This window comes from Desulfosarcina variabilis str. Montpellier, from assembly GCF_048565275.1.
GTDB lineage: Bacteria > Desulfobacterota > Desulfobacteria > Desulfobacterales > Desulfosarcinaceae > Desulfosarcina > Desulfosarcina variabilis.
In genome coordinates, this window is the sequence record NZ_CP159846.1 from 6,002,745 (window position 1) to 6,024,204 (window position 21,460).

The window sequence follows — 21,460 nt, forward strand, 5'->3', positions numbered from 1 at the left end:
ACTCACATAGTCAACCGCCCTTGATGCCGTATCTTTTTGTCGGAAAAAATAACCCAAACAATTTGTATTGGTCTGCGTCCAAAAAGCTACCGGGCCTCCAATCGGCGGCTCGGCGAAAAGGAAAGAAAAGGGATCATTTAAGGCACGGGCACGCGTTCAGGTTTGTCCCATTTGGGTGTAAACGCTTGAAAAACGATTAAATAGTGTCCGTCCAGAAATGGTGAATTTTGCCCGAGTCCAAGGCGGCCAACAAATTCAAACCGGAGAAATATTAGTAATATTTTGAGGATTTGAATTTGTTGCCCAACGCCGGAATCGGGTGAAAAGCGCCGTTTCTGGATGGGCACTAAGTAGCCCTCTCCCGTTTTCTTTGCTGAATGCACCTTTGCCTTCGGGTTAAAATGGATCATTCCCGGTTTCAGTTGAAAAGCCGTATCACCCAAAGTGATGCTACCGGTTCCTTCAATAACATAAATCATTTCCGAATGGGTTTCGTGAAAGTGAGGTTTCACTTCGACCCCTGGTGTGAATCGCGCCACAAAAAAGGCTCACGTTCTCATTTCCACCAATAGGACAAGCAAGATGGAGTAATTATTTTTCTGCGCCCTTACCTCAATATCTCATAAAACGATCTATTTTCGCTAACGAAGACCTAACTTGACCCGATTATTATTCTATGAGAAGAGAAAGCGCATCCCAACAAACAAGCATTTAAATATAAATATTTAAGATCAGATTGATAGCGTCTATCAGCAATTGACATTTTTCCTGTGTTTTCCTTTTTTTCTCGATCCGAACTAGCGATGTGCCCATATTCATATCAAAAAGACTCAATTCATTTGCCTATTATTATCTGAAAGTATGGTGGAAACGGATAGATTGCTGTTTATCCATAACAATTGAAAAGATGGAGGATTTGAATGCACACTGTGTTAAAAGCAAAAAAGGGATTTAAAATTGCTACCGTCTTGATTGTCAGTATGACAATGGCTTTCTCAATGGCCATTGCAGGACAAGGGCACCATGGCAACAAATGCGGCAAGAAAAACAGTAAGGTTCAGCTCGGCCCCCGACCTTTTTATCTGGTTGAAGCCATGGAAGACAGCGATTTAAAAAATGAGCTCCAACAGTGCACTGACGGCCCTTTTCAAAGAAGTGATTTTTCGATCGGCCACCGTGGGGCGGCACTCCAATTTCCTGAACATACCAAAGAATCCTATGAGGCGGCGGCCCGCATGGGTGCAGGCATTCTGGAGTGTGATGTAACCTTCACCAAGGATCGTGAACTGGTCTGCCGGCATTCCCAATGCGACCTGCATACCACCACCAATATCCTGCTCATCCCTGAATTGGCGGCAAAATGCTCTGAGCCCTTTACACCGGCGGAATTCGACCCAGAAACGGGCGAATTGATAAAAGAAGCTTCGGCCAAATGCTGCACAAGCGATATTTCGCTTGAAGAATTTAAATCGCTTTGCGGCAAGATGGACGCATCCGATCCTTACGCGACAACCGTTGAGGACTATGTCGGCGGTACGGCAAATTATCGAACGGATCTATACGCCACCTGTGGCACCGTCATGACTCATGCGGAAAGCATCGAATTGTTTAAAGAACTTGGCGTCAAAATGACCCCGGAGTTGAAAAGTCCCAGTGTGGAAATGCCCTATGACGGTGACTACACCCAAAATACTTTTGCTCAGCAGATGATCGACGAGTACAAAGCCGCCGGTGTCAAGCCTAAAAAGGTTTACGCCCAGTCGTTCAATCTGGACGATGTTCTTTATTGGATCGAAAACGCCCCCCGCTTCGGCAAACAGGCGGTTTATCTGGATGGCCGCTATGACCTGATCGATTTTGATTATACCAATCCCTCAACCTGGTCTCCGAGTATGGAAGAGCTAGTGGCTCAGGGCGTCAACATTATCGCCCCGCCCATGTACATGCTTCTTGCGCTTGACGATAGCGGTAAAATCGTGCCTTCAACATATGCAACCATGGCCAAGGCTGCGGGCCTTGATGTTATCACCTGGACGCTTGAACGTTCCGGCCTCTTGATCGACGGCGGTGGCTGGTATTATCAGTCCGTCACCGATGCAATCAACAACGATGGCAAAATGTATGAAGTCCTGGATGTGCTTGCAAAAGATGTCGGCATCATGGGTATTTTCTCGGATTGGCCTGCTACGGTGACTTTTTATGCCAACTGCATGGGATTGAAATAAAACCGGCGTTTTCTCCAAAACCATCAAGCCAGCATAGGTAAGATATATTCCCACAAGAAATCTAAGAGCCTGTTTGAGAAGTCTGGATCAGTTTCGATAACAAGGCGGAAAGTGGCTCGAAAGCGGAGCATATATGTAATATGTGAGCATTTTGAGACACTTGTAGGCGCCGTTAGCGGGCCTTAGAAGAATTTATCAAACAGGCTCTTAATCAGATACCGGTATGCCCCCTGCTGATGACGCGCGGCATCCGCGAAGGCGGCGTAAGGGTTGATCAGGTGCTGCTGGATGGCGAGGCCACGGCCCATGCCAAAATAAAGGCGCACAAGAAGTTCGGCGGTGATGTGTACCTGGGCATGGACGTGGCCAAACAGGCCATTGGCGACCAGATTTCCCTGATGGGGACCTTGTGCCCTTACTCTACCCTGTTCCATGGCACCACCGAAGATGTAGCCAAGGAGTTGCGCAAACTGGCTGCTGAAGTCGGGTATAATGGCGGCTTTATCTGTATGCCGAACTGCGACATCGATTGGACGGTTCCAGAGGAAAACATGCGCGCCTTGATCGATACCTGCGCTTCGATCAAATACCCAATGGACATCGACGCATTGGGGAATTTGAGCAATGTCTATCTGCCCGGGCATCCAAAGCATCCCGGTATGCGACCCATTTCCACCGAAAATGAGAATTTGTCTTGCATGGGAATTGGAAAAATCGACGACTCGCACGCTCACAAAGAAACGATTTGCCGGCAATTGGCCGACGCGATTGTCTTTTCCGAAGCGGACAAGGTGGTCGAATGGACGCACAAGGGCCTGAATATGGGGCTTTCCCCTCAGCATATGATTTTCGACGGACTATCGCTTGGCATGCAGCGGGTAGGCGATATGGTCGAACGAAACGAGCGCTTTATCACCGACATGATCAAGTCCGCCACGATCATGGACAAAGCCATGGAGATTCTAACGCCGCTTCTGGAATCTGCCGACACCGGACAAGCGGGAAAAGAAACCGTGGTGATGGGCCTCGTGCATGGCAACACCCAGGATATCGGAAAAAATCTTGTCGTGTTGATGCTCAAGGCCAACGGCTTCAATGTGATCGACCTTGGGAAAAATGTCAAACTTGAGAAATTTGTGGAAGCCGCTCGTACCAACCATGCCGTAGCCATCGGCATGTCGGTGATGACGAATTCTTCAGTGATTTATGCCCAAAAGACAGTCGATTTGAGGAAAAACAGATCCATCCCTCGCGTTCTGTCTACCGACGCGCACGATGATAGGCTTTCAATAAAATTTCAATGGGATGATTGACGGGGTAGTTGCTCATCTGGTTGAACTGCAATCGGCAGCTTAGGCAATCCGTTACCAATTGGTCAGGATCGATGCTTTTTATTTTCTCCATCAGCCCACGTCCCATCTGCATTGAAGCATGATGAAAATCACGCTTGAATCCCATTATCCCGGCAATACCACAGCAGTATGTAGTACTTTTTATTCTTTCTATCGATATTTCGGGAATCAAGGCCAATAGCTCCTGATATGGCGCGCCGATGCCCTGCTCCCGCTGGTGGCAGGGTGGATAATAAAGCATTTTTCCGGCAACCGGTCCCAACCGGTCATCCAACTTGCCATCTCGGTGCAGATTCAACAAATACTGCCCAAGATCATAGGTATTTTCAGCGACACGGATACGCTTTAATGGATCGATTCCAGAAAAGTATCCATCATCTTTTAGGATATTTCCATATGTGGATTTATCGAGCAACCGATACGGCCGTTCTTCTACAGTGCCATTGGTTACCGTGTCTGGGATCTTCATGTACCGCTGGCTGCCACCAACAAGATCCTGGTATTCTTTAGCGTAATACGCACCCCGGCGAAAAACAGTTTTTAGCATATAACCGCAGGTAGGACAGGAACAAATTACGTCGTATCCTTCTTTTACGACCTCATTCAGGACGTGAATCGTTCGCTGGGCAAACATCAACGTCGTATCCCGATCACCTTCAAGCATACTCGGCATACCGCAGCAATTCTGGTCAGGATAATAGACCGTGATATTGTTGCGCTGAAGAACATCGACAGCTGTGTTGGCCACCTGGGGAAATATGTACCGCGCCGTACAACCAGCAAAATAGGCGACCTTGCGGTTGGTTCCGGCAGGGGCTTTTTCGTTCAATTTTTTGCGGTTGGCCAACGTCGGAAAGTTCTCATCTGGAATACTGGGCAGTTTCCGCTTGATATGAATCCCTGCGGTTTTTTTTATTAATTTACTGGTGAGTTTGCCCTGCAAAATGGCATTTGAAAGCCAAGGGACGGCAGCGCACAATTTTCCCACCCGCTCAACATCCTCCAGCGTTCGAATAAATGGATTCAACCCGTCTCGATCGATGAACAGCGTTTTTGCGGTAATAATATCCTCTCGGATATTGGGGCATGGACACAATGCGCAGTAATTGCACAAATCCGCCAGGGATCTTAATTCCTGAGGGGTAATCGACGCTCCGCCCTCTTGTTCCCGATCCCACAGTTTGTACATCGTCGGGAAAAAAAGACAATTCGTATCCATGAGGTTCCGGCAGATGTCGCAATCCGCACATGCGTCAACCACCTTTCTTATCAAGCGCTCAGCCGTATCCATTTCAGGTTCCATTTATTTATTGCCATGTTTTGGTGTTACGCCATATCAAAAACGATATCCACCATTTTAATTGCTTACCATAGCCTTTCAAAAGCTGATAATATAGGTATCAAATCAATCTTATTCAATAAAAAGCTAACTGGTTATCATTATAACCAATTATCATCATAACGGCGAATCGATCGAAAAAGCCTTGTCAATTCTGACTTGCCAGAAAATAAAAATAATGTTTGATTACCCTTTCCTCAGGGTGCAGGTAAAATTTCAGCGTATCATATCCAGCGGAAACGATCGTCTGGGGCGCCTATTTTAATGGTTCCTTGGATGAGATGCGCGTTTTTAATCAAGCGTTGAGCCTGGACCAAATTCAATCATACATCGACAAATAGGTTTCTCCCAGTCGTTCGAAAAGCTATTCGGGGTCATTATCTCGCATGAGATAATAGGGGTTATTCATTAATATCCTTGAGTTTTACGCAAACGGTAAGTATTATTAGGCCGTTTTTTTACCGGGTCGACAATAGGACCCGGTTTTTTGGGTGCTCCGGTCTACCAACCGTCACCCCATTTTTTTCCTTAGAGCCTGTTTGATAAATCCGTCTAAGGCCCGCTAACGGCGTTGGAAAGAGTCTCAAAATGCTCACATATTACATATATGCTCCGCTTTCGAGCCACTTTCCGCCTTGTTATCGAGCCTGATCCAGACTTCTTAACCAGGCTCTTAAAAAAAAGCCTCCTTAGCGGAGGCTCATCTAATTCGGAGATTCATTTCCGTTTGTCAATGATTGTAGAAATTTAGCGAGTGACACGGCCCTTATCTGCGGTGTCCTGGTGATATTGTACGTCCCGGATTGAAAGGCGCTGAAAATGCTCACCATGCGGATTAGTAGTGGCACAATTTCATAGAGGATGCGAATGAAAAAATTGAGAAAATTTCATAATACCATGACTCAGTTGAAAGGGATCAGGCATTTCGTTTTTTCAAAAGATTCAAAGGCTAAACAGCCGACCATGATCGATTTTAAAGAAGATCTATTGCCGATCGACAGCGCTTCATGGGATAAAGTGTTGCAGGACACGCAAACCTGTCTCGCCAGAGTGATTGGTCCCATTGCAAAGATCGTTTTTCAGGATGCCATGCACCAATGGGAACAGAATACACCAGCCGATTCAAACGACTTTGCACTGTTAAAAAAAATGGTACTAAACCAAATTGATGATCCAGACCGTAAACGGAAATTTGAGGAATTGATCACGGATTACATTGAGAACCAACGATGACGACCATATCGAAAGAATCATCTGAGATGTGTTCAGTATTGGTGTTGACCTATTTCAGATTGCGTTAATTTTGTTGCTTGTTTTCAAATGATTAAGGGAGTGGTCAATGAACCTCCGGGACTCCAAGATGAGATAAAACAGGTAACGGATCGCCAATTCAACAAACGTTCAAGGGGCATTATCGCCCCTTGAACGTTTGTTTTGCCTATGCTGATCGCATGCAGCACCATAATAGCTTTGCAGATCTCTGGAAATTCTCGCGCCGGCGCGCACCAACTTTTCCACTTCGGCGTTGCTGACATTCAGTTTGACGACTTCTTTCACACCGCTATAATTCAATCGAACGGGCAACCCGATAAAAGGGTATTCCGAACGACCTTGCATTGAAAAGGGTTCGATTCCATAAGCCCCACCCGCATATACCGAACAGGGAACGTATTTATCGTTTGCTTCCTCAAGGAGCCCGAACACAACACGGGCGACGGCGGAGCCAATCCCAAACATCGTCCCGCCGATCGTTGAATTCAGATAACTTCCGCCGGATATAGTTCTTTTCACAATTCTGTGCTTTTGCTTTTCAGATAAAAAATAGGATGCGTCAATCGCCTCGTGACCGATTTTCACCTGAGACCACGGCAATATCATATCAGGACCGTGTGGTCCGAGGGCGATGCTGTTTATCATTCCTGGATCAAGGCCCGTTTCAGCAGATATATTCGTGTTGAATCTGGCATTATCCAGCGTCGATCCAACACCAATCACTTTTTGGGATTCAAAACCGCTTTCCTTGTAGGCCACGTAGGTTAATTGATCCAGTGGATTGACGACATTGAGAAGAATGGCGCAAGGGGCAAGATTGCGGATGATGTTGCAGTATTTTCTGATAATCGGCGCGTTGACATCAAAAAGGGTGTCTCTTGAAAAACCAGGCATGCCTTTCTTTAATGCCGGTCTTCCCTGCCCCATGGTCATGACGACAATATTGGACTCCGAAATATCGTCGATATTACTGGTGCCTTTAACATCAACCTTACGATTGAATCCAATCTCCATATTTTTTAGATCGATACCGATGCCGACGGCTTTTTCAGGCGTACGCGTATTGCAAAGTACGAACCTCACCATATCACGTGCGCAGTAATCCTGCAGTCCATGGATGAGACAGACCATCGTTCCGATGGCGACATTGCCGGCGCCCAGGACAGAAATCTTAATTTTCATTGTTCAACCTGAATCCTCACCGGCGGAATAATGGTTACCGGTATATGGACAAGGTTCAATACGCCTTGAATGGTTTTCGAAACGAACGCGTCCCTGGAAGCGTGGGAATGGGCGGCCAAAATGATCTGATCCGCTTCTTCCTCCATGGCGGCAGCAACGATTTGCTCAACGATTTCACCTTTTTTAACGAGGATTTCATCGTCAGGCAACGGTGTATCGGTATTGGAATTTTCGATTGCATCGGAAAACCTGGATAATGCAGCTCTGAACTTGGTCAACGCCTCCCGGATAATATCAACCTCCTTGCGCTTACCAATTAAAACGGAACGGGCATCATTCTCCCAATTTTGCATAATCTCCTGGTACGAGCCTTGGCCCAACAAATTGTTGATGCGCGTTTCCAAAAACGATGAAATGGGTCTTGGATCAATGACATGCAAAAGGGTGATCCGTCCATTGCAGGCAGCGGCGAGATTAACCGCATAGGTATAAGCATTTCGACAATCTTCCGACAAATCCGTAGCCAACAATATTTTTGTGTATTTTCCGGTCAACATTCACCTCGAAGCACCAATGGGGGCCTTGCTTTTAACTAAACGGGGCGTTTTTATTTAGGACGATCTATCTCATCAATTGGAAACGCCCAGCTTAGTTTTAAAAGGCATAAAGGTCTATTGATTTTCTCGCAGCAAATAGATCATGATATATTTCAAGGCACAATGAACTTCGGCAATCGCCAGTGGCACTTTTTCAAGGAAAAACGTCGCACCGGCAGCATAGGATTGATCCATGAGTTCTTTATCGGGTTTGAGTGTGTACTGAATGATCGGTAATGTATTGTATGCGTCACGGATTTGCTTTAGTGCATCCAGGCTGATGTCAGCGGCGCGGCGAACATCCCCCCATTTTTTTCTGGCGTGCTCATGCCAATACACATCAAGCAGCACCACATCGGGTTTTTCTTTTTCAATCAGCTGTTGCCAGTTATCGATATCACCGCTTTTGACCACTTCAAAATCAATCCCACTGATTTTCTTGTGCAGCAATTCATTCTCAAGTGATTCTGACCAAGTATCATCAAAAATCAACTGTTCCGGATCAACCTTGTCTCGAAGTAGGTCACTGAAAATGTCATCGAGAAACAAAACCTTGATCTTCATGCCGTACCTCCTTGCCGTTAGTTGGTGTTTATGGGGAATGTCAGATAGATACGAAAAGGCTCCTGATATCGCCTGAAACTGCCGCCGAGTTCTTTCATAATCGATTTGATTTGGGGAGTACCACGGCCACTGACGGTTTTGTAGGGACGCCCATTATCCTTGAATAGGATGATTAACTTATTTTTCTTTTGGGACAGCGTGATGTTTACCCATCCAAGTTCAATAACGCTTTGGGTGTGGGCTTCACTGATAGCCCGCAAGCTGTTGGCAAACAGATTGTCAAATATGGTTTCCAATTGCTCATAGTTGGCCCGAACCGATAAATTGTCGGCCACCTTTCCTTTTACATCCAGGTGGATATTGATGTTGGAATGCTGAGCACTTTTTTGGTTGACATATGCCTTAAGCCATCTTCTGATATGGATATCTCGATTGCGACTTTTTAATATTTTACCTTTCTCATGCAGGTCCGCCAATAGCCCTTCAAGGCCATTAATCGCTCCATAAATACTGGGCTTGTTCAACAATTTAGGATTTTCCTTCAACAAACCGGATTTTAACCCGGCCAGGCAATAAAAGCCTGGATTATGAATTTTTAGGCTGAATTCAGACAGATGTTCGGCAACCCGTTCGTTTAAAAGAAATGATTTGAGCAGTGAGTTATAAAGCGAAAGAAATGGACTCATTTGTAAAAACCGACAGAAATCCTTTCGTGAGGAAGCAAGATGAATGGCGCCTAAATCCTGGTCTAGCATATGTAGCGGATAGACCACATAGGATTGCGTTTTGTCGATCACGTCCAACAAAAACTGCTTTTCTTTTTTTTTAATGACAAGGTTTTCATCAATCCGTTTACGAAATCGGGTAAGCCGGCGACACGATCGATCGCCTTCAATTGGATACGATATCTCTGACTGATCGCATAAAATGCTGTCATTGGAGGGAATAAATTCCGGAAAGTAGATATCCATCAAGGCTTCCCCTTGCCAGGCAACGATCCGTAAGGCATGGCTTTCATACCCCGAGCCCCTTCTGAAAAAAGCAAACCCCAAATCGGCAGCGGAAAGCGTCTGATAGACCGTCACAGCGTCGGCATAGTCCACTTTGGCGTTAGAGGCAATAAAGCGGGACATGAGATTTAGTTTATTGTACACGGTATTGAGGGCAATTCGATTTTTTGTATCCAGAATATGATTGATGATCAGCGCACCGTATTGGCGGACAAATGCGTCCAACGGCTTCTGTTCAGCCTCGGTGAATGATGGTTTTGATCGATAACGCCCCAGTTCAATCACGCAAAATATTTCATTGGCCCGTTTGATCGGCAAAAATAGCGTGCTTTCCACGGGTTTTTTGATTTCTTCGACATAGTGGTCGTCCATGCAGGAAAAAATCTCTAAAAACGGGTTGGGTTTGTCTTCCAAAGACGCTTCCCAAATATCTTTCACAAGGAGCGTTTGCCCGGTGTTAATCACATGACCGGCAAACCCTTTACTTGGATTGAACAGATGCAGATTCATGCCTTCTTTTAACCACGGCCGCCCATCCTTTACGATGCATACTTTTTCAACCCGCCCACCGACAGGCAGCAAGCTCAGTTGTCCGATATCGGCGCCGACACCGTTCATCAGCATATTGAGCAATTCATAGGCAAAACGATCAACCGATTGCTCATCTTCGGCAATGGCAAGCGCCGGAAGCTTCCTGAAAAACGTCTCCGCATGTATCGTTCCTGAATCAATTGACTGGGAATATTCTTTCATATGCATACAATAATGAGGCTTAATTTATTTATTTTCAGTTCAAATGCAGCGGTTCCATATTGCTTTCGAAAGGCCGATACACATTTTAAGTCCTTATTTTTTTTACTTTTATATATTATCCTATTTTTTTAATTAAACGCTTCAATTCGCAAAAGACATCAAAAAGATTATCTATTGGCTTGATTATCATATTTTTTATATTTTTTTTGAGGCTTATTCAATTTAATATTATTCCTTATCCGTTGTCAACAACTTTGTTCTTACCCCGTCAACCGGCTTATTTCAAAGACCCTGTCGCCTTCATACAGCCGCTCTCTCAAGGGGCTTTTGAAGCCCATCATTCAAGCCCATAGTCCTGGATAACACCCCATGATTTGGATCTGCAGGATCGTGGTTACAACAGGCCTCTCTCCCAGAGGCAGTTCGGCATGAAGACAGAAAGATATAGTGGTCTTAATACTGGCAACATCTGAGGCTTATTCAAGAAAACGGGTCCCTTGGCCAGTGCTGCATCCGCCGTCCATGCTGAATGCGTAGCGTATGAACCAAGAGGCCTACAACCAAAATTGTTGAACAAGAAAACCATGAATGATATGTATGGGTTTAATGGGATGGCATGCATGGAATCTAAAAGTTGAATGCGCCTCGATCAAAAGCAACTTTTAAAGCGTGTCTCACGATACCGCTGCATGGGGCAGATTGTGGATCATTGGGATTGAGTTTCCCTTTCCGCGGATGAAGGAGAATGGGGTGGGAGAAAACAACAAGCAAGAAAAAATTCTTAAGGCAGCCAGTGAAATCATTGCTGAAAAGGGACTGCAAAAAGCAACGATTACCGAAATTGCCTGCAAAGCCGGGGTGGTGGATTCCATCATCTACCACTACTTCAAAAACAAGGAAGATCTTCTGTTCTGTGCATTGGATTCCCATTTGCAATCATCCATCGAGGCTCTTGAGTTTCAGTTTCAGGGGATTATCGGTGCCGCGGCCAAACTGGGGAAGATGGTCTGGTATCACCTTCACTCCAATGATTACAATCAAGGCAATGAGCAAATTGTCAAAAAGTTGCTCTTAGAATGCCGTTCCAATACAAATTTTTATAAACATCCCAGCTACAATTCTTTAAAAGGGTATGCCGGCGTTTTAACAACCATCTTAAAGGAAGGCGTCGTTGACGGGTCATTTTATCCTGGATTGGATATTGCCGTCACACGCGACATGATTTTTGGGCTTTTAGATGAAGAATCGCTCTCGTGTCTGGCGGCTAGAGAACTGACCGCAACCCTGCCTGACTTTGAGGACATCATGGCCTTGATTTTGGCCATGGTGGAGAACAAATCAGAGGTCGCGCTACCCTTAAAAAAGGAAGACAAGGCCACCTCCGTTTTGAATGCGGCAGCCACTATTTTTTCGAGAAAAGGATTCAACGGAGCGACAATGCTGGAAATCGGCAACGAAGCCAACGTTGCCGAGGGAACCATCTACGAGTATTATACCAATAAGCAGGATCTGTTGCTCTCAATCGCCAAGGAACGGTTTGATAAATTCAAAATCGATCTGGACACCACCTTTAAATTGGAAGACCCGTTGACCAAACTCAAGCGTCTGATCTGGAGCCATTTTCTCATTTTTTTCACCAACCATGAATTTCTAACTCTTTTTCTAAATGATATTAAATTAAACAAACATTTTTACCGGACCGATTCGTATGTATATTTTATAAACTATTTCAGCAAATTATCTGAAGTATTGGGTGAAGGCAAACGGGCCGGCATCTTCCGTCAACAGGTAAACAATCGCGTGTATCGGAATCTTTTTATCGGATCATTCACCCACCTTCTTCTGCGCTGGCTGTTCATTTCAACCCCCCATCCGCTGGCCTTCATGAGAGAATTCACAAACGCTGCCGATCTCTTATGCCGGGCGGTTGTTGCCAAACCCGCTTAGGGTGCAGGAAGAAAATAATTACACCAGATTGCGCCGGATTTGCGCCTCGTCTACAAGGCGCATCCGCCGGTGCATATTTGGAATCTGTGCCGGCGGATGGAACGCCGTAGACGGGTGCAAGGACAAGCAGGATGGGGTAATTATTTTTTTCCTGCGCCCTTAAACGTTGAGGAGTACTCCATGAACGTGCTGGTGACGGGCAACCTGCCCGAGTCTATCATATCGACCATTCGAGCGGAGCATAGGGTTGAGGTCAACCCCAAAGATGAGCCAATGCCCCGGGACCAGCTATTATCCGCTGTCGCCGATAAGCATGGCATCCTATCCATGCTGACCGACCGGGTCGACGATGCGCTTCTGGATCAGGCACCGCATCTTAAAATTGTTGCCAACTGCGCCGTCGGTTATGACAACATTGATATGGCCGCAGCCACCCAAAGACGCATCGCGGTCACCAACACCCCCGGCGTGTTGACCGATTCAACCGCCGATGTCGTCTTTGCACTGATGCTGGCGGTGGGGCGCCGGGTGGTCGAAGGCGACCAACGGGTACGCCAGGGTCATTTCAAACACTTCGCCCCGTTTCATTTTCTGGGTCAGGATATTTCGGGTAAGACACTGGGGATCGTCGGCATGGGACGAATCGGGCAGGCCGTGGCCAAAAGAGCGGCCGGTTTTAACATGCCCATCATTTATACCAGCCGCACACGACTTCCAGCTGAAAAAGAAGCGGCCATGGGGGCTCGATACGAAAATTTTGAGACGGTATTAGGCGAATCGGATTTTCTTTCCCTGAACGTCCCCCTGACACCCCAAACCCACCATCTGGTGGGCGCCGATCAGCTGCGGTTGATGAAACCAACCGCCATCCTGATCAATACTGCCCGGGGACCGGTGATCGATGAAATCGCCCTGGTCCAGGCCTTGCGGGAACAATGGATAGGTGGTGCCGGATTGGATGTTTACGAAAATGAACCCTTTCTGGCTCCGGGTTTAATCGCGTGCAAAAACGCAGTGGTGTTGCCCCACGTGGGCAGTGCCACCATCGAAACCCGCACCCGCATGGCCGAACTGGCGACCCAGAACCTTTTTGTCGGCTTGCGTGGCGGCATACCACCCAATTGCCTGAACAGCGAAATTTTCACATAGGATGGGAATAAAGTTCTTTTTCTATGAATTCATGGTATTGGCCAATAATAATCCCTCAAGCACCAACTGCGGGCGTATTTCGTCCAACAATCCGGCGGGGTCGAACAGCCCGGCAAATTCACCGGTACCCACCACCAATGGTTGGCGGTCGCCAAAAGCTTCCTTACGGATACGGCCGATAATTTCCCGGGCCATACCAATCTGCCCGTAATACAGTCCCGACTGCATGCTTTCAGCCGTGGAACGGCCGACGACGTGATCCACGGCTGCGATTTCCACACTGGACAGCTTGGCCGCCCGGGTCGCCAGGGCTTCAAGAGAAATCCGCATGCCCGGTAGAATCACCCCGCCCAGGTATGTTTTGTCCGCGCCAATGGCACAAAACGTGGTCGCCGTACCAAACCCGGCAATCACCAGCTCACGGTCGGGGTAGTGATGAACAGCGGCAATCGCGTTTGCGATCCGGTCAGCCCCGACCTCAAGGGGATTTCGATAGCGGATCTTCAGGCCGGTTCGCACGCCAGCCCGTAAAATAAACGGCTCGACACCAAAATACTTCCGGCACGCACCGCTCAAGGCGTAGGTGGCCTCGGGCAGAACCGAACTCATGGCGGCGCGGGTAACGGCGTTGGGTGAAATCTCGTTGGACAGGAGCACGCCGCGCAGAAAAAGGCCGAACTCATCGGTTGAAATACGGGCATGGGAGGTCCGGCGGAATTCAAGCTTCAACGCCTGTCCATCAAATACCGCACCGACAACATGGGTGTTGCCGATGTGAAGGCACAGGATCATTGCCCGTCTCCCTTTCGCAAAGGCATGTTGTCAATCAAACGCACCCCGCCGCATTGAATCGCCGCACAGCGGCGGCCCTTGAAATCCTGCACATAGTCCACCTCAAAGCCATCCTCCTCAAGCAGCCGGCACACGTCCTCGGCTGGCGCCGGGGTCGCCAACAGGCGGGGAAATCCAGCCGCCTTCTGGCGATGGGCCGGTGAAAGCCGGACATTACGGGAACTGAGCGCCAGCTGATCATCCTCACGCACCGTGGGACAGGGCACGATGGTCACGGGCATAAAAAAAGCCTCCACCATCCCTTTGACCAACTGAAGTTGCTGCCAATCCTTTTCACCAAAATAGGCATGCCTGGGCCTGGCCAGGTTCAACAGTTTCATCACCACACTCAGGACACCATCAAAATGCCCGGGACGATGGGCGCCGCACAACAGGCGGCTTTCTTCGTTTTCCGTCACCCGATAGCGGTAGTTATCGGGATAGAGTTCGCTGTATTGGGGAAAGAAGATCGCGTCCACGCCTTCGGCTTCACACAGCGCCCGATCCGCGTCAAACGTGCTCGGATAATTGGCCAGGTCGCTCTGGTCGTTGAATTGGGTGGGGTTGACAAACAGACTGATCGTACAGATATCATTTTCCCGCCGGCAGCGGGCGATCAGTGACTGGTGCCCCGCGTGAAGTGCCCCCATGGTGGGAACCAGCCCCACACTTTTTTCCGGTTCAATTGTGTTGCGCCATTCTTGCCATGCCTTGATACTGGTCAGAATTTCCATCCGTCACCTTTCTGGTTGGGCAACAACCAACCTTGTTTATTTTTAACCAAACAATTCCATGCATTTAATTTTCAGCTGCAATATCCGGTTGTTTGCATTGACAACGCGCCAACGCAGCGTTTAAACGCATCGCTCCCATAGAAGGACAAAAACGGCACTGCCGATAAAAGGCCGTTGTCCAACCCCGTGCATTAAACGGTGAGGACGATTAGCTGGTTGTGAACAGATCCTTTAATTGGGCACCCAGGCCGGATGCGCGGGGGAGTTGTTGCCGGGACAGTAAAGCGTTGGCGCGGCAGGCAAACAAATCTTTGCCGGTTAGATGGCAGGAAAACAATGGTACTTGTCTCATGGATCAAGTCCTTCCCTTAGTGGGTGAAACGGTTGATTCTTTGTTGAACTGATCGGTCGCTGTCCATCCGTCCTGGTTCAGCGCCAAAACAACGCCAGCATGATCTGTTTGTTTTCTCAAGTTGCCCGGCAGGTGTTGCACTCGGTGGCAATGGCTCACCGGTGGGGATTGCCTGCCTTATCAAAACACACATTATCATTTGGCGTATCGGCCGTAGAAAATCACAGCGCATCGAATTTGTCAACGGCGGGCAAAGGTGTTTCCAGGTAAAAAATCGGATTTGATTGCCAGTTGATATGACCTTTGATACCATGCGCGGACCATGCAGGTGTTTACCACAATCATCCCCATTTTCGCCGTAGTCATCCTCGGCTGTATCGCCCGCCGCAAGGGATTCATGCCAGAGGCCTTTCTCGGGCCGGCAAATCGGCTGGTATTTTATCTGGCCATTCCGGCCTTGATTTTTCAATCCATTGCCAGGGCCTCCCTGCATACCCAGTTCAATGCCGCCGTGCTTCTCTTGACAATCCTGGCCGCCGTGCTGGCCTATACCAGTGCCTGGCTGATGGCTCATTTTATTCATTGGCCGTCAAACCGTAAGGGAACATTCATCCAATGTGCCGGTCACGGCAACCTGGGGTACATCGGACTTCCCGTCGCCCTTTATTTTCTCGGTGAAACCGGGCTCATCAAAGCCAGCATCCTTGCCGGATTTCTCATGATCCTGCAAAATACGCTTTCCGTTCTCGTGTTGCAGGCCCATTGCATTGACGAGGCCGACGCTGGAAAAAAAGTCCAAGCCATCGCCAAAAGCCTGCTTCGCAATCCGGTCATTTTTTCCGCCCTGAGCGGTGTCTTGGTATCGTTCTGGGAGATTCCCATTCCCCTTGCCATCCAGCGCTTTCTGGAAATCTTAAGCGGGCTGGCACCGCCCATGTCCCTGCTTTTGATCGGCGCCTCCCTGTCCCTTACGGTCATGCGCCAAAACTTTTTATTCGTCCTTGGCGCCGTCGTCTACAAGATCATTGCCCTTCCCCTTATGGGGCTGATCCTTTTTTCCATTTTCAAGATAACACCGGCCGATTTTCTGCCGGGACTGATCCTGTTGGCAACCCCCACGGCAACCGTGGCGTATGTCATGTCAAAAGAGATGCGCGGTGATGAGGCCTTCGCCGTTGCCGCCATATCGACCAGCACGGTTTTTTCTGCTGCCAGCTATCTGGTTTGGCTAACGCTGGTGGGAATATAATAAAATATCACCGACCACCTGCATAGTAGGTGGTTTGATAAAGCCCCCCCAAAGGGGGCTTGAGGACCTGATCTATGACCATCGAACACTGAACGGCCAACGTCGAACATCGAATATGGAATTCTATCGTTTTCTATTGATGGTATCGACCTTCAAAAGCGACAACAAATGAAGCCATGCGTTTTCCTTATTAGATGTTGGACGTTCGATGTTCGATGTTCAGAAAAGCATTTGCGGTATTATTGTCTCACTTAAAAGGTCTGACCTTTTTCGGGTCGCTCGGGCAAGGTCGATGTTATATTAATTGTAATTACAAGTAAATTTATCCTTGCGCCGATGCCTTATGGATATCGATAATTTTGGTAAGCCCCACATAATCCGTGGTCTCGTAACGGGTGATATGCTGTAGTTTCTGGGTGATGTCGCGCATGCGATTGATCTGGCTGATGAGTTGACGGGCATATGGCAGGCATTCATCGCCACTTGATTTCATGGTGATCAATTCAGCGTATCCGGAAAGTGCCTGCAACGGTTGATTGAGCTCATGACAAACCGCACCGGCCGTTTCCAGGACACCTTCCAGTTTTTCTTTTTGCATACGATCGCGAAGGGCATTGTTTTTCTCGGTCAAATCCACCAGAACTGCGACACTGCCGCCGATGTGCCCTTTTTCATCAATCACGGGCGCCAGACTGAAAAGAAATTCCCGCCGCTGGCCGTCTGCACATTGGACTTCGGTTTCAAAGGTGTGGACGCTGGCTTTATGCATCATTTTGATTTCCTCACGCTGATAGCCGGCGGCCAGATCGGGCGGAATCTGATCGGTCAATTCCTGGGGGCGTCTGCCGATGATGCGATCCCGGGTAAGCCCCAGGATCTGTCTGGCAAAAACATTGTTGCACCCCTGGTACACCCCGTTTGTATCCTTGAAAAAAATGGGGTTGGGGATGGTGTTGATCAAGGTGTCCAGCAACGATAGGTAACCGCGCAATCGTTCTTCGGTATGCGCCCACCGGTTACCATCCTTGGCGTGCACCTTATTTTGTTCACAAAGCTGCCCGTGGGCTGCCCGCAAGGAATAGCGCAATCGTTTGAGCATTTGTGTTTGGTGTCGGTAGCGAAGCCCTCCCCAAACGAGCAGACATCCCATCAAACCCAACAGAAGCCACATGAACAATACCATGGATCGGCTCTCCATATAGCGCTTAGGAGTAAAATCAGCGTCAGATATCCGTGCAATGGGGCATATACGGATTCATCATTGCATCAACTGACTGTGAATAGGACTGGTAACAGCATCGGTATGAAATCAATTTCGGCACAATCACGATCAACATGAGTTTTTTAACGCCATAACGGGGGGTGAGCGCACAACTTAGCTTTTTCTTGACAGCCAACCATCAATCCACTTAATGTTGACGGATTCGTCAACAGCCGTTCATTGCCCCGTTTATTTGCATTGGAGCAGCGACTATTCATGCTGCATTATCGTCATTTCCGTTTTCATTTTCACGGTCGGCGTTTATCCAGAAAAGCCGAGGCACTCAAGTTGTCACGCAACCGATGGCAACACCGGGCCGTGGCCCTTAAAAATGCCATGGCCTTATATGAAACCATTTTTGAAAATACCGGAACGGCGACGATTCTCATCGATGAGGACTTTACCATATCGGCCATCAATGACGGATTCGCACGGCTGATAGGCCTATCTCCTGAAGCGATCGAAGGTCGCATTCATTGGACCACGTTCATCCATCGGGACGATCTGCCGCGCATGAAACAGTATCACCGGATGCGCCGCCAGGCCCCCAACGCGGCTCCGCGAAACTATGAATTCAGGATTCTGTCCCGCACCCAAGGCACGCGTGAAGTGGCCATTACCATCGACATGGTCCCCGGCACGGCCCAAAGTATCGCCTCCATGATGGATGTCACCGATACCCGACGCCTGGAACGTGAAATCATCGCCGCAGGAGAGCGTGAACGCAGGCGCATCGGAAGGGACCTGCACGATGATCTGGGGTCCCATTTAAGCGGTGTTGAACTGCTCAGCAAGGTACTTCAAACAAAGGTGGCCCAATGCTCACCGGAAATATTCAAGGAAGTGGAGACCATCCGCACCCTGATCAGCGAGGCCATCGAAAAAACCCGTCGCCTATCCCAGGGACTCTACCCTGTACATGTTGTGGAAGACGGACTGGAAACAGCGCTGGAATCCCTGGCCACCGAAATCGAACAGATTTTCGGCATTCCCGTTGAATTGGTCTTTGATCCGGCCGTGGAACGGCTGGGCCACACAGCCGCCACCCATCTTTTTTATATTGTCCATGAGGCGATGTATAATGCCGCGCGTCACGGGGGGCCAACGGCCATCACCATCAATGTGAGTGTTGAGAAAAATCGTTTTAGCGTAAATGTCCACGATAACGGTTGTTGGCAGCCCGCCCCTCATGCGCCCGCCGGACAAGGCGGGCTGGGACTGCACACCATGGCATTTCGCGCCCGGGCCATGGGGGCATTGCTGAGTATTGATGGTAACGAAAAGGGTACCTGTGTAGCCCTTTGCGGCCGCCTGCCGGAACACGCCTTTGAGAAGAAGCCCAGTAAAAACAGTTGAGCGAATCAACGATTGCACGTTAGCCAATCGTGAGTGATCAGACCCCGCCTGATAAATCATCAATCAATTCTTATCCATTGATTTAATTGCTTTTATCGGCCTGGTATTATCCGATAAATCCACCCAAGCATTATTATCATCCCGCCATGGTTTTCCTCCAAATTCTGTTTTCTATACGTACAAGGTAAAGTGAGCTTGAATTCATGCCGATAGGGTAGACGATATGGATAATGCCAATCCGTATCTGTGATCCGAGCCGAATATATTTAACCCTGAACCACAAAATTAAAATAAGGGAAAACCCATGAAATGGAATTTGAAAAACAAGTTTATGGTCCCGATGGTGGCGTTGATCGTGCTGGGCATGGGGATATCGTCCGTGATTTCCTATGTCAAAGCCCGCAATGCATTGAAAGACGCCATTGTCACGGATGTTCAGCACATCGCCAATTCCACTTCGGAAATGATGGTTTCATGGATTCAGGACCGTAAACTGGATATCAAGAACTGGAGCAAACAGGAACTCTTCCGGAAAGCGACCAAAGGCTCTGTTGTTGGAAAGGCGGCCCGCAAAACAGCCAGCCAATGGCTGTCTGCAATGAAAAATGAGTACCGGTATTATGAATCCATCGATATTGCCGGAACCGACGGCGTTATTATTGCCAGCCCCAATACGAAGATCATTGGCAAGGTCAGTGTCAAGGAACGTGACTATTTCCAGGCAGCCATGAAAGGCGAGCTTGCCGTTTCAGATGTTGTTGCCAGCAAGGTTACCGGCAAGCCGGTATTTGTCATTGCCAGCCCCATCATGGATCAGGGCCGGATCGGCGGAATTTTTTTCGGTGTCATCGACCTGGGGTCCTTTAGCGATAAATTCGTGGATACCGTCAAGATCGGGGAGCGGGGCTATGCCTACATTTATGATCAACGTGGTTTGGTCATCGCCCACCCCAAGGATAAGAAACTGGTCCTGAATCTGAACCTGAACGACCTGTCTTTCGGCAAGGAGATGGTGGCCATGGGCTCCGGGGTCAAGGAGTATGAGTGGAAAGGGGTTGTCAAGACCGTGGCCTTCAAGAAAGACAGCCTCGTGAGCTGGACTGTTGGAGCCGGGGCCGACAACGCCGATCTGTTGAGGCCGATCAAAAGCCTGGCGACTGTCAACATCAGCGTGGCTTTGGTCGTCGTTGTTGCCGCCGTGTTCGTCATTCTTTTGCTTGTCGGAAAAACGACCAAGCCCATCAACAAGGCGGTGGATCGCTTAAAGGACATCGCTCAGGGTGAGGGCGACCTGACCCAGCGGCTGGAGGTGGCTTCCAAAGACGAGATGGGAGAAATGGCGACCTGGTTCAACACCTTTTTGCAGAACCTGCAAACCATGATCAAAGATATCGCAGGCAATGCCGCCACCCTGTCCAATGCCTCATCCGAACTGGCCGCCATATCCCAGCAAATGTCCTCGGATGCCGATGAGGCCTTGGGAAAATCCGAATCCGTGGCCACCGCTGCCGAAGAGATGAGCACCAATGTCAGTTCAGTGGCCGCAGCCATGGAACAGGCCGCCACCAACTTGAATATGGTGGCCTCGGCCACAGAGCAAATGACCGCCAGTGTGGCCGAAATCGCCCAAAACTCAGAGAAGGCACGTGGCATCACGGGTAAAGCCGTATCCAGAGCTCAGGGAACATCCAAAAAGGTCGACGCACTGGGCAACGCCGCCCAGGCGATCGGCAAGGTGACTGAAGTGATCACGGAAATATCCGAACAGACCAATTTGCTGGCTTTGAACGCGACCATCGAAGCGGCCCGTGCCGGTGAGGCGGGGAAAGGGTTTGCCGTGGTGGCCAATGAAATCAAAGAGCTGGCCAAACAAACCTCGGAAGCCACCATGGAAATCAAGAAACAGATCGAAGAGGTGCAGGGCGCGACCCAGGAAACGGTTACCGACATTGGTGAAATTTCAAATATTATAGGAAGTGTCGATGAGATCGTCAGCACCATTGCCACCGCGGTGGAAGAGCAGTCGGTGACCACGAAGGAAATCTCCGGAAACATCGCCCAGGCGTCGTCAGGAATTCAGGAGGTCAATGTCAACGTGGCCCAGAGTTCGGAAGCAACCGCATCCATTACCCAGGAAATATCCGAAGTCAATCAGTTCTCCAATGAAATCACCAACAGCAGTTCACAAGTCAAAAAAAGCTCCGACAACCTGTCCGACCTAGCTGGCAAAATCAACGAAATGGTGGGAAAATTCAAAGTGTAACAGCAAATCAAAATGTTTTTCAAAA

The 21,460-nt window shown here is 48.6% G+C and carries 18 protein-coding genes; 8 read left to right on the forward strand and 10 right to left on the reverse strand.

The annotated features are described in order from the left end of the window. Nucleotides 1-137: 137 nt before the first annotated feature. Nucleotides 138-539 (reverse strand): cupin domain-containing protein, encoded by a 402-nt coding sequence (locus Dvar_RS27020; RefSeq protein ID WP_419656238.1) that lies wholly within the window; start codon nt 537-539, stop codon nt 138-140. Between the two features lie 381 nt (nt 540-920). On the opposite strand from Dvar_RS27020, the gene Dvar_RS27025 reads away from it, so the two are divergent. Both Dvar_RS27025 and Dvar_RS27030 read left to right on the forward strand, forming a co-directional pair. Then, nucleotides 921-2,225 carry a glycerophosphodiester phosphodiesterase family protein gene (locus Dvar_RS27025; protein ID WP_419656239.1) on the forward strand — a complete coding sequence of 435 codons (1,305 nt, stop codon included), beginning with the start codon at nt 921-923 and terminating at the stop codon, nt 2,223-2,225. A 236-nt stretch (nt 2,226-2,461) separates the two neighbouring features. After that, nucleotides 2,462-3,538: a B12-binding domain-containing protein gene (locus Dvar_RS27030; protein ID WP_419656240.1), complete on the forward strand. Its 1,077-nt coding sequence runs from the start codon at nt 2,462-2,464 to the stop codon at nt 3,536-3,538. Here Dvar_RS27030 and Dvar_RS27035 read toward each other — a convergent pair. Then, a complete protein-coding gene (locus Dvar_RS27035; protein WP_419656241.1) occupies nt 3,486-4,880 on the reverse strand; it encodes a heterodisulfide reductase-related iron-sulfur binding cluster in 1,395 nt (464 codons plus the stop codon). The genes Dvar_RS27030 and Dvar_RS27035 overlap by 53 nt on opposite strands. Nucleotides 4,881-5,783: 903 nt before the next feature. Here Dvar_RS27035 and Dvar_RS27040 point away from each other — a divergent pair. After that, nucleotides 5,784-6,149, forward strand: coding sequence for a hypothetical protein (locus Dvar_RS27040; protein WP_419656242.1), 366 nt, complete (start codon nt 5,784-5,786; stop codon nt 6,147-6,149). Nucleotides 6,150-6,317: 168 nt separating this feature from the next. Here the strand turns inward: Dvar_RS27040 and Dvar_RS27045 are convergent, their stop codons facing one another. The 4 genes from Dvar_RS27045 to Dvar_RS27060 all read right to left on the reverse strand — a co-directional run bounded on the left by Dvar_RS27045 (nt 6,318) and on the right by Dvar_RS27060 (nt 10,293). Continuing rightward, nucleotides 6,318-7,370 (reverse strand): lactate/malate family dehydrogenase, encoded by a 1,053-nt coding sequence (locus Dvar_RS27045; RefSeq protein WP_419656243.1) that lies wholly within the window; start codon nt 7,368-7,370, stop codon nt 6,318-6,320. Next, nucleotides 7,367-7,927 (reverse strand): universal stress protein, encoded by a 561-nt coding sequence (locus tag Dvar_RS27050; RefSeq protein ID WP_419656244.1) that lies wholly within the window; start codon nt 7,925-7,927, stop codon nt 7,367-7,369. Before Dvar_RS27050 ends, Dvar_RS27045 begins: the two co-directional genes overlap by 4 nt. Nucleotides 7,928-8,041: 114 nt before the next feature. Then, the gene (locus Dvar_RS27055) at nt 8,042-8,530 is read right to left on the reverse strand and encodes a hypothetical protein (RefSeq protein ID WP_419656245.1); all 489 of its coding nucleotides are present in this window, start codon (nt 8,528-8,530) and stop codon (nt 8,042-8,044) included. A gap of 17 nt (nt 8,531-8,547) precedes the next feature. Beyond that, nucleotides 8,548-10,293 (reverse strand): hypothetical protein, encoded by a 1,746-nt coding sequence (locus tag Dvar_RS27060; protein ID WP_419656246.1) that lies wholly within the window; start codon nt 10,291-10,293, stop codon nt 8,548-8,550. Nucleotides 10,294-11,043: 750 nt separating this feature from the next. On the opposite strand from Dvar_RS27060, the gene Dvar_RS27065 reads away from it, so the two are divergent. Next, nucleotides 11,044-12,240, forward strand: a complete 1,197-nt coding sequence (locus tag Dvar_RS27065) for a TetR/AcrR family transcriptional regulator (protein ID WP_419656247.1) — start codon at nt 11,044-11,046, stop codon at nt 12,238-12,240. A gap of 180 nt (nt 12,241-12,420) precedes the next feature. After that, complete coding sequence (locus tag Dvar_RS27070) at nt 12,421-13,389, forward strand: 2-hydroxyacid dehydrogenase (protein WP_419656248.1); 969 nt, start codon at nt 12,421-12,423, stop codon at nt 13,387-13,389. 21 nt (nt 13,390-13,410) lie between these two features. Here Dvar_RS27070 and Dvar_RS27075 read toward each other — a convergent pair whose 3' ends face one another. The 3 genes from Dvar_RS27075 to Dvar_RS27085 all read right to left on the reverse strand — a co-directional run bounded on the left by Dvar_RS27075 (nt 13,411) and on the right by Dvar_RS27085 (nt 15,306). Then, complete coding sequence (locus Dvar_RS27075) at nt 13,411-14,181, reverse strand: type III pantothenate kinase (RefSeq protein ID WP_419656249.1); 771 nt, start codon at nt 14,179-14,181, stop codon at nt 13,411-13,413. Continuing rightward, nucleotides 14,178-14,954: a pantoate--beta-alanine ligase gene (gene panC / locus Dvar_RS27080; RefSeq protein WP_419656250.1), complete on the reverse strand. Its 777-nt coding sequence runs from the start codon at nt 14,952-14,954 to the stop codon at nt 14,178-14,180. Before panC ends, Dvar_RS27075 begins: the two co-directional genes overlap by 4 nt. Nucleotides 14,955-15,162: 208 nt before the next feature. Then, nucleotides 15,163-15,306, reverse strand: coding sequence for a hypothetical protein (locus Dvar_RS27085; protein WP_419656251.1), 144 nt, complete (start codon nt 15,304-15,306; stop codon nt 15,163-15,165). Between the two features lie 322 nt (nt 15,307-15,628). On the opposite strand from Dvar_RS27085, the gene Dvar_RS27090 reads away from it, so the two are divergent. Next, nucleotides 15,629-16,555: an AEC family transporter gene (locus Dvar_RS27090; protein WP_419656252.1), complete on the forward strand. Its 927-nt coding sequence runs from the start codon at nt 15,629-15,631 to the stop codon at nt 16,553-16,555. A 322-nt stretch (nt 16,556-16,877) separates the two neighbouring features. Here Dvar_RS27090 and Dvar_RS27095 read toward each other — a convergent pair whose 3' ends face one another. After that, nucleotides 16,878-17,738 carry a PAS domain-containing protein gene (locus Dvar_RS27095; protein ID WP_419656253.1) on the reverse strand — a complete coding sequence of 287 codons (861 nt, stop codon included), beginning with the start codon at nt 17,736-17,738 and terminating at the stop codon, nt 16,878-16,880. Between the two features lie 294 nt (nt 17,739-18,032). Here Dvar_RS27095 and Dvar_RS27100 point away from each other — a divergent pair, with 294 nt between their 5' ends. Together Dvar_RS27100 and Dvar_RS27105 are read left to right on the forward strand one after the other, a co-directional pair. Then, a complete protein-coding gene (locus tag Dvar_RS27100) occupies nt 18,033-19,172 on the forward strand; it encodes a PAS domain S-box protein (RefSeq protein WP_419656254.1) in 1,140 nt (379 codons plus the stop codon). A gap of 304 nt (nt 19,173-19,476) precedes the next feature. Continuing rightward, complete coding sequence (locus tag Dvar_RS27105) at nt 19,477-21,435, forward strand: methyl-accepting chemotaxis protein (protein WP_419656255.1); 1,959 nt, start codon at nt 19,477-19,479, stop codon at nt 21,433-21,435. Nucleotides 21,436-21,460: the final 25 nt, after the last annotated feature.